The sequence below is a fragment of the Paenibacillus sp. EZ-K15 genome, assembly GCF_002573715.1.
Lineage (GTDB): Bacteria > Bacillota > Bacilli > Paenibacillales > Paenibacillaceae > Paenibacillus_AQ.
Genome location: NZ_PDHM01000017.1, coordinates 1 through 16,726 on the forward strand (window position 1 = coordinate 1; position 16,726 = coordinate 16,726).

General features: G+C 44.6%; 14 protein-coding genes. 1 reads left to right on the forward strand and 13 read right to left on the reverse strand.

Features of this window, described 5'->3' with window-relative positions; all coding sequences use genetic code 11:
• Positions 1 to 183: 183 nt before the first annotated feature.
• From rsgA to CRG97_RS16565, 8 genes are all read right to left on the reverse strand, one after another.
• Positions 184 to 1,257 (reverse strand): ribosome small subunit-dependent GTPase A, encoded by a 1,074-nt coding sequence (gene rsgA / locus CRG97_RS16525; protein ID WP_098745202.1) that lies wholly within the window; start codon positions 1,255 to 1,257, stop codon positions 184 to 186.
• A gap of 14 nt (positions 1,258 to 1,271) precedes the next feature.
• Entirely contained in the window at positions 1,272 to 2,303 is a 1,032-nt protein-coding gene (locus CRG97_RS16530; protein ID WP_098745205.1) for a phosphotransferase, read from the reverse strand.
• Positions 2,304 to 3,040: 737 nt separating this feature from the next.
• Positions 3,041 to 4,117 carry a Gfo/Idh/MocA family protein gene (locus CRG97_RS16540; RefSeq protein ID WP_098745210.1) on the reverse strand — a complete coding sequence of 359 codons (1,077 nt, stop codon included), beginning with the start codon at positions 4,115 to 4,117 and terminating at the stop codon, positions 3,041 to 3,043.
• 18 nt (positions 4,118 to 4,135) lie between these two features.
• Entirely contained in the window at positions 4,136 to 5,119 is a 984-nt protein-coding gene (locus tag CRG97_RS16545; protein ID WP_098745213.1) for a Gfo/Idh/MocA family protein, read from the reverse strand.
• An 80-nt stretch (positions 5,120 to 5,199) separates the two neighbouring features.
• Positions 5,200 to 6,858 (reverse strand): extracellular solute-binding protein, encoded by a 1,659-nt coding sequence (locus CRG97_RS16550; RefSeq protein WP_098745215.1) that lies wholly within the window; start codon positions 6,856 to 6,858, stop codon positions 5,200 to 5,202.
• A gap of 91 nt (positions 6,859 to 6,949) precedes the next feature.
• Positions 6,950 to 7,870, reverse strand: coding sequence for a carbohydrate ABC transporter permease (locus CRG97_RS16555; RefSeq protein WP_098745217.1), 921 nt, complete (start codon positions 7,868 to 7,870; stop codon positions 6,950 to 6,952).
• A 26-nt stretch (positions 7,871 to 7,896) separates the two neighbouring features.
• Positions 7,897 to 8,847 (reverse strand): ABC transporter permease, encoded by a 951-nt coding sequence (locus tag CRG97_RS16560; protein WP_098745220.1) that lies wholly within the window; start codon positions 8,845 to 8,847, stop codon positions 7,897 to 7,899.
• A 551-nt stretch (positions 8,848 to 9,398) separates the two neighbouring features.
• Positions 9,399 to 10,559 (reverse strand): GntR family transcriptional regulator, encoded by a 1,161-nt coding sequence (locus CRG97_RS16565; protein ID WP_098745223.1) that lies wholly within the window; start codon positions 10,557 to 10,559, stop codon positions 9,399 to 9,401.
• Between the two features lie 380 nt (positions 10,560 to 10,939).
• Between CRG97_RS16565 and CRG97_RS16570 the strand changes: the two genes are divergently transcribed.
• The gene (locus tag CRG97_RS16570) at positions 10,940 to 11,437 is read left to right on the forward strand and encodes a DUF1579 family protein (RefSeq protein WP_098745226.1); all 498 of its coding nucleotides are present in this window, start codon (positions 10,940 to 10,942) and stop codon (positions 11,435 to 11,437) included.
• Between the two features lie 261 nt (positions 11,438 to 11,698).
• On the opposite strand, the gene CRG97_RS16575 is transcribed toward CRG97_RS16570, so the two are convergent.
• The 5 genes from CRG97_RS16575 to CRG97_RS16600 all read right to left on the reverse strand — a co-directional run bounded on the left by CRG97_RS16575 (position 11,699) and on the right by CRG97_RS16600 (position 16,722).
• Positions 11,699 to 12,253 (reverse strand): hypothetical protein, encoded by a 555-nt coding sequence (locus CRG97_RS16575; protein ID WP_098745228.1) that lies wholly within the window; start codon positions 12,251 to 12,253, stop codon positions 11,699 to 11,701.
• 757 nt (positions 12,254 to 13,010) lie between these two features.
• On the reverse strand, positions 13,011 to 13,562 hold the full coding sequence (locus CRG97_RS16585) for an OsmC family protein (protein WP_098745234.1): 552 nt from the start codon (positions 13,560 to 13,562) through the stop codon (positions 13,011 to 13,013).
• Between the two features lie 115 nt (positions 13,563 to 13,677).
• A complete protein-coding gene (locus CRG97_RS16590) occupies positions 13,678 to 14,628 on the reverse strand; it encodes an ArsR/SmtB family transcription factor (RefSeq protein WP_098745237.1) in 951 nt (316 codons plus the stop codon).
• Between the two features lie 152 nt (positions 14,629 to 14,780).
• Positions 14,781 to 15,746: an ABC transporter ATP-binding protein gene (locus CRG97_RS16595; RefSeq protein WP_098745240.1), complete on the reverse strand. Its 966-nt coding sequence runs from the start codon at positions 15,744 to 15,746 to the stop codon at positions 14,781 to 14,783.
• Complete coding sequence (locus CRG97_RS16600) at positions 15,739 to 16,722, reverse strand: ABC transporter ATP-binding protein (protein WP_098745243.1); 984 nt, start codon at positions 16,720 to 16,722, stop codon at positions 15,739 to 15,741. Before CRG97_RS16600 ends, CRG97_RS16595 begins: the two co-directional genes overlap by 8 nt.
• Positions 16,723 to 16,726 lie beyond the last annotated feature (4 nt).

Here is a 16,726-nt window from a genome sequence, read left to right on the forward strand (position 1 = left end):
CTCCCCAACCTTTCTATTACTTCCATTTTAATAGATTTGGGAGTTTACACAATTTATTTTACAGACTCGGCTGAAATGTGTATTTTCGGCCCGTTTAATGCTACTAAGAGAGCCCAACTTAATGTGGACTCTCTTTAGGATTTTAGCTGAATTATAGTTCATATGCTTATCAGTAAATCAATGTTAATCGTTAGTACGACGAGTCTCCTTACTCTTCTGCCTTTCCCATACTTTCATAGTTACTTGCTGATGGTCTTTACTGCGTAAATAAGTAGCTTTATCATCAACAAACGCAGCTTCCTTTTTAAGAGTTAGATAGCTTTCCCACCGTTCATAGGCAAGGTTTCCGTTCTCGATCGCCATTTTTATTGCACAACTAGGCTCGTTTTGATGCTTACAATCTGAAAATTTACATCGTCCTAAAAACTGCTTTACATCAGAAAAGCTCTCTCTCAAGCCTTCTGACACATTCCACATTCCAAGCTCACGCATACCAGGGGTATCAATAACCATCACGCCGCTGTCCAATCTAATCAACTGACGATGCGTGGTGGTGTGTCTACCTTTGCTATCTTCTTCTCGAATTTCTTTGACAGACATCACCTTCTTGCCAGCCAAAGCATTCACAAGACTGGATTTTCCCACACCCGACGATCCGAGAAAAACAACGGTCTTTCCTTTTTTAAGATAGTCTGCAAGTCCGTCAATGCCAAAGCCCGTTTTTGCACTGATCCCGTGAACATCTACGCCAATCGCAATTTGTTTGACTGAAGCAAGTTGTGCAGAGTAGTCTTCTATTAAATCTGCTTTCGTCAGCACCACAACTGGAATTGCGCCCGACTGCCATGATAGAGTTAAATAGCGTTCTAATCGCTTTAGATTCAAATCGTGGTTAAGGGATTGCATGATGAATACATAGTCGAAATTAGCAGCAACCGTCTGCTCTTTAATTGTTTTGACATATTCAGACCCATGACCGGATAAGTCATTTCTCGCAAATTTGGATTTGCGTTTTAACGTTTTTATAATAAGGCTTTCACCTTCTGTGTTGTATTGAATTTCTACAAAGTCTCCAGTAGTGGGGAATTCCTCAGTACAGTTGTTGAAATAAACACTCGATTTTAATTTTGCGGAGCATTCACCATAATCGGTAATAAGGCTGTAGCTCCCTTTATGCACAGCGGTAACTCTTGCATAAGTCCCCTCTGTGCCTGTTGAATAATTTTGCGGTAGAAAGCCGTAGTCTAATAGATTCATGATACCTCCAATTGTTATTGTTCATTCCTTATCTCAAAAATCTTTTGCAGGGTATGGATGTGCAGCGTTCTTTCATCATCGGTTTCTTGGAATTCATTTCCCGATCCTGCGTCCATAAACCACTCTACAAGCCTGTATCCGAACATAAGTAGAATCAACTCATAAACGCAGTTATCCTCTATGTGTGAAATATCCGCATATTCTGAAAAGCCCTTGTAATACGCCGGGATACATCTATGGTAGTATGCAACCATGTTTTCAATATCGGCTTCGTCCGCGATAAGACTTGCCATATCTTCACCTAAATAGCCCCATCCCGTGGTATCCCAGTCGATGAGTATGGTTTTACCGTCTGAATAGAATATGTTTGTTACCCAAAAATCCCTGTGACACAGCACGATGGGAAGCTTTTCAATACGGTTGAAAATTTCGTCTGCGTTTTCATCAATGTCGATGAGCATGTTACATAGATGTTTCGGGATTTCGCAATCGTCGGAGCGTATGTAATCGTACACTTTATTCCATGACCGGTAGCGAAGATAGAAGTTCTTCATATAATCCACTTTGCTCAGGTTTTTCAAGTTCTGTAAAATAATTGGCTGTTCAGTATATAACTTGCCTTGGAACCGCCCTAATTCTTCGGCTACGCGTTCATACATATCGCCGGTCAAGTCTAAACCCGATATGCCGTCGATATATTCCATCCATATCTGCGTTTCGTTTTCTTCTTCGTTCATCTCCGAGTGATAACATTCAGGCCAACGGAATGATTCAGTAAACAAAGCACCGAAATTGGATTTATAAAAATCGTATTCCCTGCGCCAGGAATCGGGATCGCCGTAGCGTTCAAATTTTTCCTGCGTCTTTAAAACGATTTTATAGGGCAACGTCCCGCCGTCAGTGGTTTTGGCATTGCCCGTTACAAGCTGGACATTCCCCACTGTACCACCATGTAATGGTTTGGTTTGGAAATCGGTGGAGATTATGGTTGTACCGAGCATGTTGCTTAAGATCGGTGTCAAAGTTTCGGCTGTTATTTCTCTCATTTTGAAGTCCTCCAATCGTTTTTTTTAAGGTGAATGGTTAAGGCATATATAAACTCAACGGCAAATTTATCAAAACATACTTGAAGTAATGGTTTTACTGTTCTTTTACGTATCCATGTCGCCTCCATGTACATGGAACGATTTTATCGAATTGTTCAGAAAGCAACTATGCTACGGTCGATTTTCCACTTGCAGTTATCCCTGTGAATAATATGATGCTTGAATTCTCCTACTAACATAAAATCACCATCCTTTAACGCAATACATAATCATCATATTGGAAAAGAAGACAACGATGAAAGGTGGACTATAGATTTATTCATTTATTACCTCTTCCTGCCAACTATCTTAATGAAATCGGGATTGGAAAGTGATTAGATATCGTCTAACCGGTAAAACAAAAAAGCCGCTAAACTAGCGACCTTCACTGGGCCATGTGCTTGTCGTCAGACACAAGATTTGTTTTTATATAGTAAAATGTAAATCATTACAAATGAAGGGGCTGATTTTATGAATTTATCGATCTTAGCTCTTATCCTTGTTGGGATAATCACCATCTATGCCGTTGCATTTACCATGATAATTAAGTTACTTGGTAGGATCGTAATACTTCGGAAACAGAATAATCCCCTCTGGTCGAACAGTGTTGAATCCATGATACCATGGACTTTTTTTTCACTGTCTACCATGAGGGGAAATGACCACGGAAAAGCACTCTTTATTTCACGTCCTTATTCCTAATCAAAATAAACGGTTTTGCCTGTATCTGCGGATATATACACGGCTTCTAATATTTGTGAAACAATCATAGCTTCCCTCGGTTTAACCAAGGGTTCGGTATCGTTCACGATACTGTGAATCCATTGTTTGGCTTCATACTCGAAATCGGTCATTTCTTCTCCCCTGAAAAGTTCTCTTGCATTCGGATTCACCTCAATTTTATTCAGGAACAAGCTCCCGTCCCTCTCGCCATTGATCCGCAGTTCATTTTTAGCAAAATCTGCTCCTCCCTTCGTTCCGCACAGCAGGTTGCCGCCACCTTCCGCAATGTTAAGGGCCCAGCTGGTTTCAATGATAACCGTAGCTCCATTTTTAAACTTCACATACCCGAACGCCGAATCTTCTACCTCGAATTCGTTTGGATCCCAGGCCCCCCATTCGTTCGCCGCATTTTCCGTATGCTTCAGTTTATGGAAGACACTGCCGACGACACTTTCCGGTTCATAGTTATCCATCAACCATAGGATCAGATCAAGGGAGTGGGTTCCAATATCGATCATAGGACCGCCCCCCTGTTTCTCTTTATCTAGAAATACGCCCCATGTAGGTACGCCTCGTCTTCGGGTAGCGACAGCTTTTGCAAAATAGATATCTCCAAGTTCCCCATCGGCGATCATCTTTTTTAACAGCTGGCTTTTGGCGTTGGAACGATTCTGATACCCGACCGTTAGCTTCTTGCCTGTTCGCAAGTGGGCTTCGTACATCGCTTTGGCCTCCGCACCTGTGACGGCCATTGGCTTTTCGCACATGACATGCTTGCCGCATTCGAGAGCATCAATGGAAATCGTCGCGTGGGAGCTGTTCGGTGTTAGCACATGTACAACCTCAATATCTTCCATGGCAAGCAGATCCTTGTAATTTGTAAACACCTTTGCGCCTTGCGTGCCGTATTTTTTGGCGGCTTCCTCGGCTCTTTCCGGCTTCAAGTCGCAGAAGGCCACCATCTGTACGTTATCTAACTTGGACAAACACGGCATATGTTTCCCGCCCGCAATCATTCCGCAACCGATGATCCCTACTTTTACGGTTCTCATCGTATTCCCTCCCCCGCGTTATTTGAACTCCACCGTTCGGTTTTCCTTATGAGCGATGTATGCCGCTTCCAATAGCTCCGTCAATTTCGTCCCGTCCTCCAATCCAAAGGGCATTGGCTTGTCATGAATCAATGCATCTGCCCATTGGATGATCGGAAGCGGCTGCTCTTTAGGGAGTTGAGTGGGTGAGATCCATCCGGAAAAAGGGTAATCGAGCTTCTTCGAGATGACTCTAACGGTATCATCTGAGATCATTAAGGTGCCCTCCGTACCGTAAATCTCAAGGGCAGAAGGGGTTCTGTACGTAACAAGGCTTGTTTCGACCAGTGCGACCGCGTTGTTTACGAACTCAATGGAGCACTGCGCATTATCTTCGACTGCACGATTGGTGAAATAATGAAACATGGATGTGATTCTTTTGGGCTTACCGAGCAGCCAACTGGCGATGTACATTGGATGACAGCCCAAATCCATCATGGCTCCGCCCCCTGTTTGTTCCTCATCATACCAGTAATCTGGGAGCCAATTATTCAAAGCACCGTCGTGGCCGTTACGAATGCGCAAAAGCGTAATGTCCCCTAATACATGGTCATCGATCAGTTGCTTAGCGAACAATTGGTGCGGCCTTGTGCGAGCGGGAAATGAAATGCAGAACTTGACGCCTGCTTTGCGTACCGCTGCAGATATCCGATTGCATTCTTCTCCGGTTAGAGCCATGGCTTTCTCGGTAAAGATGTGTTTGCCGGCCTCAGCGGCAGCTATCATGACGTCTGCGTGCATGCTTGTAGGGGCATCCACCACGACGCCATCGATGTCTTCCCGTTGCAGCAGAGTGTCCAAATCCGCTTCAAAATCCGTTCCCAATTGGGCAGCCCATTCGCTTCCGCGTTCAGGCTGTTCGTCCCAGACTGCCGTGAGTTTAACGTTACCGTGAGATTGTAACCTTCTTGCGTAATCATCTGCATGCACATGCCACTTACTTAACATCGCAACGTTCAACATTCGTCTTCCCTCCGTAATCTTTTAATCAAAGTGATTTGGGATGGCTGTGACACCATCCCATCATGGATAAACTTCCTTCACTAGAACCCTACATCATCTCGTTCTGCAGCTTTTTGAGCCACGAACTCCGCCATTTCCTCCACGCCGGCAGCTCTAAATTTTTCTTGAACACTGTGAAGCAGATTTAGAGCTTCTTCATCTGACGCCGCAAAAAATGCTTTCTTAAATTCCTCATCGAAATTCAAACTGCTGGTTTTACTTATATATTCCTGATATTTGGACCACTCTCTTGCAAGGTAGCTGGCGCTCACTTTGTCAATGATTTTGATCGGCATTCTCTCCGAGAAGCTCTCCTCCAGCTTTTGCCACTCCGTTTTTTGATCCTCGGGCGTAGGCCAAGTGACCTCATTGGAGAATGCGCCGATGAACCTTCCTGGAAGATAATTGAGCCCTGCGTCTCTTTTCAGATCCGGGTTTTCATCGAATTGTTTTTTCACATCAGGAATCCATTGGGGTAGCCCGTTTTCCATGGTGTAGTGCGTTCCTTCGATCCCGAAATACGCAAGCAATCGGCCTTCTTCGCTGTTGACATAATCAATGTACCGCAATGCCGCATCGGGATCTTTGATGTTCGCGCTTAAGAAAAGGGCAGGGAAACCGGAACGGCCGGGTTTTTCCACTTGCGTTCGAATGTCTCCGCTCTTATTCTTCATCGGTCCGAGTAGTTCATATTGCATTTCCGGATTCGTCTTATACAGCGTTTTTTGTAAATCCGCTAACATAGGTTGGGCTCCGAAGATGGCAATCTTGCCCGTCGTAAGCTTTTCATTCGCTGTTGTGCTCGTATTGTTGAAGGCTTCAAGATCAAACAAACCTTCCGTTAATAACTTTCTCATGTATAACAACCTAGCTTCATGATCCTCGGATTGCGTCCAGTGGATCAGTTTTCCATCCACTTCACGGAAGTCCGAAATTGTGTAATCCGTCCACCCCGCAAGGAATTGGCCGTAATCCCATCCATTCCACATGGTTCCGGCCGGGATGACCGGCTTCCCGCCAATATCCTTGAAACCGCCATCTCTTATCTTGACCAATAGTTCATATAGTTCTTCTTGCGTATCAATATCCTCCGCTTTTACATTTAAAGCTTTCAGGATATCTCCCCTGGCAAAAAGGCCGTAATTCCAATTATGAATGCTCTCGGGGGTTCCGTCCGGGGTCTCCGTTGGAATGAGATAAGTCTTGCCTTCAAATTCGGGACTATTGAGATCGAACTCGGCAAAATCCTTCGCAATCCCGGTAGTCACAAGTCTTTTAATATTCGGGTATTTATCGAGATAAGGGGTTAAATCCAGAAGCTGTCCTTCCATGGCCGCTTTCTTGATGACTTGTCCTTCTCCTCCTGTAGTAGACCAGAAAGGTGCGTTAACAATATCCGGAACCGTACCGGAAGCAAATATGGTGTTTAGTTTTTCTGCTTCGCTTGTTGTGATGGATTCCAGGTTTAACGTTACCCCGGTTTTTTCCCTAATTTTTTCGGCTACGGGATTATTCTTCTGATCCTGTGGGAAACCGGCACCGCCACCGTTCCAAGCACTCAGGAAAGTCAAGGTTACCGGCTTCATTTCTTCAGTACCTGACTCATTCGGACCCGTGTCAACCGTGTCTGCGCCCTCTTCTTTGCTTGTTCCCGTGCATGCCGTCATTGTCACGAAAAGTAGTAAAGCGATTAGTGTCATGCCAAAAATACTCCTACGCCTGTTCCTCCTCATACTACAATCCCCTTCCATTGGAAGTTTTTATATAAAAGGCACTTGCCCTTCATACCAACTACTCCTTAAGAGAACCTACCAGTACGCCTTTCACAAAATATTTCTGAAGAAATGGATACACACAGATGATCGGGGTCGTTATAATAATGACGAAAGTCATCCTCAAGGCTTCCGGCGTTACTCCTCGCAGCTCCATCTGAGTCTCAGTCATGTTTTGAATTGCGGATCCGCTATTTCCCGACGACGACGTCATTGACTGGAAAGACGCTTCGCTGATCATCTTATTAAGGAACGTAGCTGCAGGCTGCAGTTTTTCATTCTGTATGAAAAATTGACCGGTAAACCAGTCATTCCACACGCCCACCCCGACAAACAAGGCAATGGTAGCAAGCACCGGCATCGAAAGAGGCAGTATGATTCTCGCAAATACCGACAGCTCGCTTGCTCCGTCTATTCGGGCCGATTCCGACAGACCTTCAGGAATCCCGTCGAAGAAGGTTTTCATGATAATCGCATTGAAAAAACTATATAGGGAAGGCAACACCAACACCCAAAACGTATCCAGGATGTGTAATTGCCGGAACAGGATAAAAGTCGGAATAAGTCCTCCGCTGAACAAGGTGGTAAAGAAAAAGAAGAATACAATATATTTTCTTCCAGGCAAACCTTTCCGCGAAAGTGCGTAGGCTAATAAGGCCGTCAAAAATACGGAGGCAACCGTTACCACAAGGGTTCGGGTAATGGAAATATAAAACGAATTTAAGATCAATGAATTGCTAAAAGCTTTAGCATAGTTTTCTAATGTAAACACTCTAGGAAAAAAATAGATTCCACCCTTCATCGCATCGTAGCCGTCATTGAAAGAAAGGGCTAGAAAATAGATAAATGGATAGAGTGCTGTAGCGCAGAATAAAAGCAGCACCGAATAGTTAAGCGTCATATACATTTTATCTGCTGGCGTCAGCCTTCTCGCATCCATACACACACCTCCTCATCTTGAGCTTATTACCATAACGATACGTTACTCACACGTCTAGATATATTATTGACAGCAACAATGAGCAGCAGCGAAATCGCAGATTTGAATAAACCAATGGCCGTGGAATATGCTAATTGCCCCTGTTGGAGGCCTGTTTTTAAGACATAGGTGTCCAATATCTCCGAAACGCTTAATGTTGCCGGGGACTGCATCAGCCAGATTTGGTCAAAACCCGCGTTCAGTATTCCGCTGAGGGAGAATATTAGCAATATGCCGATCGTTGGAGTAAGGCATGGAAGCGTGATCTTAAACAGTTTGCTCCATCGACCTGCCCCGTCGATTTCCGCAGCTTCATACAAGTGCGGATCGATATTCGTTAACGCGGCTAAATAAATGATCGAACCCCAGCCTACACCTTTCCAAATGTCGGAAATGATGACCAATGGATAGAATAATTCCGGTTTTCCCATAAAAAAGATTGGATCCAAACCCATTTGGTACCGAATGTCATTGATTAGCCCTACGTTCGGAGACAGGATTTTTTGAAGCAAGGTAACGACAACGACCCACGAAACGAAGTGTGGTAGATAGGAAATCGTTTGAAACACTCTTTTGAATTTTTTGTGCATGACGGCATTGAGCATTAAGGCTAGGATCAATGGAGCTGGAAATCCGAAAAAAAGTTTAAGGGCACTAATGGATAACGTATTTCGGAGTACATCGTAAAAACTGGAATCGTTTAAAAACTGTTCGAAATATTTAAAGCCTGCCCACGGACTCCCCAATATTCCCAGATTGAATTTGTAATCTTTGAACGCTATTAAAATGCCGTACATCGGATAGTAAGCAAAAACCAGAAACCAGATGATAGCAGGAAGCAAAAATAAATATATATGCCTGAAATACCATATTCTACTCAGTTTCTTGTTCTTCTTTAATTGCTCAAATCCGTGGATAACCACACCCTTTGGTACCATTCCCCGTACACCTCCTACTTCGTCGTATCGGATTTTTACGAATCCATTCCCGATAGCTTAGGAACAGAGCCAATTTTCGATGTTTCGACGGTATATAGCGACTGTCTCCCCCTCCTTCATTGCAAGCGGTTTCATTTCTACAATTTAAATATATTCAATATGGTGTAGGAATCATTCCATAATTTTATTTTGTACATCGTGTGCACTGCTCCCTGGGCGTACGATGCGTCGTTTGGGGCATGATCGATGGCTGTCGGCCATATTCAGGTGTTTTTATTCCTTGGCAAGAATACATTATATTCAATATATACTTATGAAATTGTTTGATAAAAATGTTTATTGAAATAAAGCAACCTGTGAATGGTTTGAAGAGCTTCTGCTGGATTTCTTTATGGATTTGGGACTTATTATGGGAGGATTTCATGAGAGGAAGTTGCAGTTGACGTAGTAGAAGAGCCCGGGGAACCGTCGCTTCCATTGTCAGGTTTTGAATAGAAAGCGCGTCGGACTCGTAATTAGGTTACCTATATAGGGGGAAACGGGTGTTGATATCACGAAGTGGAGAAAACGTTTTTTCCCGTCGTCTCGCCAATCACCAATTCCGGCTCCACTAGGGTTTTAAAGTATTTTCCGTGTTGCCCGTCATCATTGTTAATGACCTCAACCAGCGTGTAAGCCGCGCGGTAGCCCATGTCTCGTTCAAACTGTTTAACATGTGTGAAGGTGCTGTATCCTTCGATGATTGAAGTCGGATCGTCAAAACTGATGATGGATATGTCCTCAGGCACCTTCAATCCAACTTGACGCGCAATCTGATAGATTTTCACTCCAAGACTTCCATTTAGCGTAATATAGGCCGTTGCCATTCGATTTTGGATATAGCGGTACAGTGGATGTGTTTCAGCTTGCTCAAGACTTCCGATTTCAAAACCGGTCACGATGTGGGCAGGGTTTATGAGTGCTCCCTTTTCCTTGAAGGCATTCATATATCCATCGATCCGCTCTTGAACGGTGACGGTTTGTATGGGTGAATCGGAACATATGGCGATTTCACGATGCCCCAGCTCCCACAGGTAATTTACCGCCATGTTAGCGCCAAGCCTACCGTCTGATGCTATATAATGAGTTTCCACCCCAGGAAGGTAACGGTCGATGAGAACGAACGGAAACCCCGCGAATTTCATGCTTAATATTTCCTCGTTGAATAATTCCTCGTCAACCGGGAAAATCAGTAACCCTTCCACTCCGATTTTACTACATGTCTTAATAGCCTCTTTTTCCTTATCAAGGTTGCCCTCTGATAAATAAATAACGCAACGGTAATCGTTTTCATTTAGCGCTTGCTGAATACCTTGTATAAGTCTAATCGTAAAATAGTCATAAATGCTGGGCAGAATTAGGCCTATCAACCGCGTCCCCATTTCTCCGCTGGTTTTATGGATAGGCTTTACGGCGATTTTAGGAGATGTTGTCGGCATTTCATATTCAGGCTCGCTTACAAAAGTCCCCTTTCCGGGCATCCTGGTTATGATTCTTTCGTTAACCAAACCGGCCAGGGCATTAACGACCGTAATCTTGCTTACGCCGAAACGCTCCATGAGTTCCTTTTCCGTTGGTATACGGTCTCCAACCTTCAGTACTTTCGATGTTATCAAGTCGCGTATATACTCTTGAACCCTCTGATACAAAGGTATTCTTTCCGTAGAGCTCATCCGAATCACCACATTTCATTCAATATGTTCAATATATAAATTACGAAAGCCGCAACCGTTTTATTCCATGTCCTTTCTTTGTTTGTGGTTGGTGCTGCGCCCAAAGGAGTCATTGGGTTATGTTGCAGAATAAAACAATCCCCGGCCATTTAGCCGAGGATTGTCGCCGATTTAGCATTAGGGTGGAAGATATGCGATGTGCAGGTGGTCACGATTATGTGAAATTCCTACAAAATGGTCGCTTTTGTGCATTCTAAAGGGCAGTTCTGGTTAATAGGTAATTTGGTTATCCCTGAGTAATTAAATGAGCAATTGATAAGAAATCATAACATTTGTTACATGCTATGATATAAGAAACATAGCATGAAAGGAGAATTAAAATGGTAACAAACAATATCCGTGAACCAGAGAATGATGATGCCCTTACTTCACAAAATTCGTCTAAACCAGATCCTGCAATGGCACGCTTGAATGTCTTCGTAGGGAAATGGAATACAGAGGGTGTGATTAAAGCGAGTCCGTCTGGGCCAGCTGATCAGTTGAAAGCAATAGATACCTACGAATGGTTGCCCGGGGGTCATTTTCTTATTCATCATGTTGATGGCCATATGGGGAAAGAAGAGGTTAAGGCTATTGAGATCATTGGCTATGATGCTTCCAGTCAGAATTACACCACACACTCATATGACAACCAAGGCAATTTCAGTGCATACCAAGCGAACCTAATCGACCGTGCCTGGACAATTTTGGGCAAATCGGAGCGTTTTACAGGAATGTTTAGTGAAGATAGCAACACCTTAACAGGTAGTTGGGAGCTGTCAAACGACGGTAAGAATTGGGTACATTGGATGGACATCAAATTGACTAAAGTCTTCTAGCTAATAGGCTGGTACTACCCCTTAATGTATAAATATTAAATTAAATCTAATCTCTTGTAAAATGTAAAAACACCTCCAAGGTTGTCTCTATTGAAACATTCCCTTGAAGGTGTTTTTGATTGATCCTACTCAATGGGGTCAGTCCCTTAATAACTTCCGAAGCTTTCTTTATCTGTAACATCCGAATCCAACCACCATCCTGCCCATAGTTGAACAAAGGCAGCCGATCTCGTAAACGGCTGTTAATTAATACTCTGTTCATTATTTGTTTAGTGTAATCTTCTTTTGACCATCTTTTGATTCAAAGAATACTTCCTTTTCATTCAGCCATACAGGACGATCAAATCCTAATGCTCTCTCTGCATTTGGATGTGAATCATGATCATAAACCGTAATTCCTACATCTTCTTCAGGTAGTTTTTTCATTAGAAAAGGAAACGACTTTTGATAAAATTCATATGAATAATGGCTTTCGCCTAAGGTTGCTACTCGGTGCTTTATAATTAAAGTTTCCGTTCCTTTAGGTGAATCCACATAGTCGTATTCCCATTCCATAAATAAAAAAGCCATCCGATAACCTATTAATAAAAAGAATAATATGACAATAGGAAGCCATATAATCTTCTTTTTTGATATTACTAACATTAAAGTTAATACTACTATATTAAATACGACAAAACTATTCCATCCAGAAGTATCAAAGATTAAGTAGTATTGTTTAAGACTAACTAAAAGCAATGTTGCATCTACTATCAGCGTAAGCATAAGCAAAAATAAAACGTATTTTTTACTTGTGCTTGTTTCCACATCTTTCATCTAACGCCACCTCCGATGGACAGGGCACGTTGGCTTAGCGCGGACTCCGTGTCTCTTGCAGCAGCCTTATACCGCGCGCCAGAAGAGGCACGCGGTAAGAAATAATAACAACTTCCCTCCATTATACTACCATGTTTGGAAAATTGTATTATGAATCCTTGAAATCTTTTTATTATGCATAACTGCCCTTAGCGCTCCTTCTTGTCTTTATTGAACTATCATATCGCGTATGTCCAAAGAGAGTTGTACTGTCAATATATATTTCTTATCGTCGGACGCAAGGTTTGCTTTTTATGTGATAAAATGTAATTCATAATAAATGAAGGGGCTGATTTTTTTGAACTTATCGATCTTAGCTCTTATCCTTGTCGGGATAATCACTATCTATGCCATTGCATTTACCATGATAATTAAGTCACTTGGCCGGAAATTTAAAGACAAATCTAATATGTATTTTCTATATGCATCCATTATCTTGGTTATCCAATCTTATCTTATAATTAAGGATTTTTTAGGAAAACAGCCTTTAAGTTCAGTCAATATTTTATTTTTCTTAATGGCGTTTATGCTGATTTTCCAAGGAATAAGGCGGAAAAATCAAATAACATAAAATAAGAATCTGTTTGCTTTCTGTAAGGTGTTTTTTCTAAGACAGATGGCTCTTGTTATAAACATTCTGTGCCCTGTTATAGCATAAAAGACACACAATCCAAATTGTGTGTCCGTTCGTCAAGACGATGTATCTATCTCTTCATTTCTATAAGGAAGAACCTTCTGGCTGGCTAGCAGGCGAGCGATGCACCACTCCACCGGAGATGGATTGCGGATACTTTAGCAGGTTGTATATCGGACATACGCGCTCAACCGCTGCATGAAGCTCAGCGATGGTTTCGGCGGATTCTTCGGATACGATGTGAATGTTATATTCGATATTATGCGGATATATGGGAATGTCCTCGTATCCCGGTTTGCCGGCAAGCGGGTGCAATTGCCCCGTGACTTCGACTTCAAGGGATTCCAGCGATACACCCCGTTCCGCAGCTTGAATCAACGTAATATGAGTCAGGCAGCTGCCTAATACGCCAAGCTGAATTTCAGGTGATGAGGGACCGAGGCTATATCCGGCATAATTCTCAGGGCTGTCGCTGATAATTTGGAAGTCGCGTATGCGTATTTCTCGAACGCCGCTGCGGCCTTTCGCCTGCACCTTGGCAGAATAGGTATTCGGCTTGGGGTCTTGCTCCGCTTGAGAACGCAGGGCCTCTGCCGCCGCTTTTTTTTGTGCTAAATATTCATTTAATGTAGTCATGGTATCTCGCTCCTTTACAATTTTGATATTTTTAACGAAAAAAAGACACAGCTAAACAGCTCATCCCTGCTTAAAGCTGTGTCTCCGCCGATTCGGTCAACACTCGTTTGCTTGATTATTCCATTTCATTGACGGGATTGGATAACAGGCTGGGGGTCATTCCCAAATAATCGAACAGCCCCTGCTCGATTTGTTGAATTCGTTCCACTCGTAAACTATAGGTCGATACCGTCTCTCCAACGACATGAACGTTGAGCAGTCCCGCACTGCGCAAATTGAAAATGTGGTCATGCGTTATGCCTTTGGATATGCCAAGATGTCGAACCACTTCGATAAAAGTACGCGGTTCGCTGCGCAAAAAGTGCAGAATCCGCAAACGGCTCTTCTCGCTCAGACTGCGAAGAAGCCGGTATAAATGAAGCGACGGCTCATCGTCTTCCTCGGCAAGCGGCTCGATCCTGGATGCATAATGGCAGAGGGTCAGGCTTCCGTATGAATAAAAGATATTGCCGGGCTGAAAATGGTAATGCGGAATCAGAACCAGCTTCTCCAGCCCGTTCACCGGCTCGAAACAAAACCCGTTCGTCAAGGCTGCCGCCTTCTCGTAAGCTTCAAATTCATCCCATTCCGCCTTCTCTTCCACTTCGGCACGCAAAGCCGTGACGATCCCAGGGTCTATATGTTTAAAATAGACTGCATTCCATTCGGACAGCATGCGATGCTGCCGATCGCGTACCGTTCCGAAATCTTCGGGAAACGTCTGGACATATGGAGACAGCACGGCAAAGAGCTCGCCCAGCGTAAGTTTACGCATCCACGTTAGAAAATCTTCAACTCGGTTCTTGTTCGGTGACACATAGACCAGAAGATGAAGCAACTTCCATTCCAAATCGATTCCGGTCTGTTCCAGTTGATCGGCGAATTCGGGAGACAAGGATGCATGGACATTCTGAGTCCAGGCAGGGCCAAGATCAATCCGTTTGTGCCAGCTTTTGCAAAGAAACGTATGGAGGCTGTTGATCAGTTCGTTGACAGGACTGAATGATAATTCCAATTGATATGACAACAAGTTGCACTCCTTCTTTGACCTCTTATGATTGACTGGCTGCCGGTATCCAGCAGCCATTTCGCTCATATTTTACAACTTCCGCAATCCGAACACGCCCCCCGGGCATATCCTCAATGTGTTACAAAAGGATCCGAAGATGGCGTGCCGCTTCAAACGAGATGACATGCCACGTAATGATCGTCCCCCACGTTGCGGAACTCGGGCACGACTTCCTTACACTGCGCCAAGGCATAAGGGCAGCGTGTATGGAACTTGCAGCCAGAAGGCGGTTGAGCCGGACTCGGAATGTCCCCTTTAAGCACGATCCTCTCCCGCTTCAGCCTCGGTACCGGGACAGGGATCGCCGATAGCAATGCTTGGGTATATGGATGCAGCGGACGGCTGAACAGTTCGTCACGCGAAGCCATTTCCATCATGGAACCGAGATACATCACCCCGATGCGATTACACAAATGCTCCACGACGCTTAAGTCATGCGAAATGAACAAATAGGTTAATCCGCGGTTATGCTGAAGTTTTTGAAACAAATTGATGATCTGTGCCTGGATGGACACATCAAGCGCGGATACCGGCTCATCGGCGATTATGAAATCAGGATTCAGTACCAGAGCGCGGGCAATGCCGATCCGCTGCCGCTGGCCGCCTGAAAACTCGTGCGGAAACCGATTGTAGTGATAGGCAGACAGGCCGCAAGCTTCCAGTACATCCAGCACCTGACCACGAACCTCGGCTCTTTCGGCCAAACCGTGTTCCAGCAGCGCTTCGCCGATAGCGTCTCCGATGCGGATACGCGGGTTAAGCGAGCTGTAGGGGTCCTGAAAGATAAGCTGCATTTTAGGCCTGAGCTTTCGCATCTCCGATTTGGGCAGGTCGTGAAACGGGATACCTTTGTACAGGATGTCCCCGCTGGTTTTCTCATGAAGCCGGAGTATCGTGCGCCCAACCGTGCTTTTGCCGCTGCCGGATTCGCCGACCAGGCCGAACGTTTCTCCAGCCCGAATTGTCAAACTGATATCATCGACCGCTTTGACGTGACCGACGTTACGATTAAGCAGCCCGGCGGTAATGGGAAAGTATTTTTTTAAATGTCGTACTTCCAGCAATGCTTCACTCATGCCGCGCCTCCTCTTCATACAACCAACAGGCCGTTCTGTGACCGGGTTCCACCTCTCTTAGTGACGGCTGCCGGGATCGGCAGATGGCCATGCAGCTTTCACAGCGATCATGAAAATAGCAGGATTCCATCAGTTCAAGCGGATTGGGTACCTGGCCTGGGATGGAGTACAACTGGTCCGAGCGCTCGCCGAGGATCGGTTTGGATTTCAGCAATCCCTTCGTGTAAGGATGTTTCGGACGGTCGAAGATTTCCTCGACGTCTCCCTCCTCGACGATTTTCCCCGCGTACATGACGATGACATAATCCGCCATTTCGGCCACCACACCAAGATCGTGCGTAATCAGCAGGATCGACATATTGGATTGCTCCTTGCTTTCCCTCAGCGTTTCCAGCACCTGCGCCTGGATGGTAACGTCCAATGCCGTCGTCGGTTCGTCGGCGATCAACAGCTTGGGGCCGCACGAGATTGCAATCGCAATCATGATGCGTTGCAGCATGCCTCCCGACAATTGATGGGAATAGGAAGCCGCGATTTGTTCCCCTCGGGAAATGCCAACCAGCTCGATCAGCTCGAGCGCTCGCGCATAGGCTTGTTTTTTGTTCATCTGGCGATGGAGCATAAGCGGCTCCATGATTTGCTTTCCGATCGTAATGACCGGGTTCAGGGAAGACATCGGTTCTTGGAATATGATCGAGATGTCGTTGCCCCGAATTCGGCGCATCTCTTCTTTGCTGATCTTTAAAAGATCCTTGTCTCCGAATTGGATCCGGCCGTTCACCACTTTCCCGTGCGGCCCTTCGACCAGTCCCATGATCGACATGGCCGTGATGCTCTTGCCGCAGCCGGATTCGCCCACGACGCATACCGTTTCGCCTTCGCGGATGCGAAAGCTGATATCGTCCACCGATTTGATCGTTCCGGTTCCGGATTCGAAATAAGTGCTTAAATGATTGACCTCGATTAATGAATTCATTATC

Excerpts from the sequence above, each read along its gene's own strand:
- rsgA (WP_098745202.1), bottom strand. The coding sequence starts at position 1,257 with ATGAATCTATTAGACTACGGCTTTCTACCGCAAAATTATTCAACAGGC.
- CRG97_RS16530 (WP_098745205.1), bottom strand. The coding sequence starts at position 2,303 with ATGAGAGAAATAACAGCCGAAACTTTGACACCGATCTTAAGCAACATG.
- CRG97_RS16540 (WP_098745210.1), bottom strand. The coding sequence starts at position 4,117 with ATGAGAACCGTAAAAGTAGGGATCATCGGTTGCGGAATGATTGCGGGC.
- CRG97_RS16545 (WP_098745213.1), bottom strand. The coding sequence starts at position 5,119 with ATGTTGAACGTTGCGATGTTAAGTAAGTGGCATGTGCATGCAGATGAT.
- CRG97_RS16550 (WP_098745215.1), bottom strand. The coding sequence starts at position 6,858 with ATGACACTAATCGCTTTACTACTTTTCGTGACAATGACGGCATGCACG.
- CRG97_RS16555 (WP_098745217.1), bottom strand. The coding sequence starts at position 7,870 with ATGGATGCGAGAAGGCTGACGCCAGCAGATAAAATGTATATGACGCTT.
- CRG97_RS16560 (WP_098745220.1), bottom strand. The coding sequence starts at position 8,847 with ATGGTACCAAAGGGTGTGGTTATCCACGGATTTGAGCAATTAAAGAAG.
- CRG97_RS16565 (WP_098745223.1), bottom strand. The coding sequence starts at position 10,559 with ATGAGCTCTACGGAAAGAATACCTTTGTATCAGAGGGTTCAAGAGTAT.
- CRG97_RS16570 (WP_098745226.1), top strand. The coding sequence starts at position 10,940 with ATGGTAACAAACAATATCCGTGAACCAGAGAATGATGATGCCCTTACT.
- CRG97_RS16575 (WP_098745228.1), bottom strand. The coding sequence starts at position 12,253 with ATGAAAGATGTGGAAACAAGCACAAGTAAAAAATACGTTTTATTTTTG.
- CRG97_RS16585 (WP_098745234.1), bottom strand. The coding sequence starts at position 13,562 with ATGACTACATTAAATGAATATTTAGCACAAAAAAAAGCGGCGGCAGAG.
- CRG97_RS16595 (WP_098745240.1), bottom strand. The coding sequence starts at position 15,746 with ATGAGTGAAGCATTGCTGGAAGTACGACATTTAAAAAAATACTTTCCC.
- CRG97_RS16600 (WP_098745243.1), bottom strand. The coding sequence starts at position 16,722 with ATGAATTCATTAATCGAGGTCAATCATTTAAGCACTTATTTCGAATCC.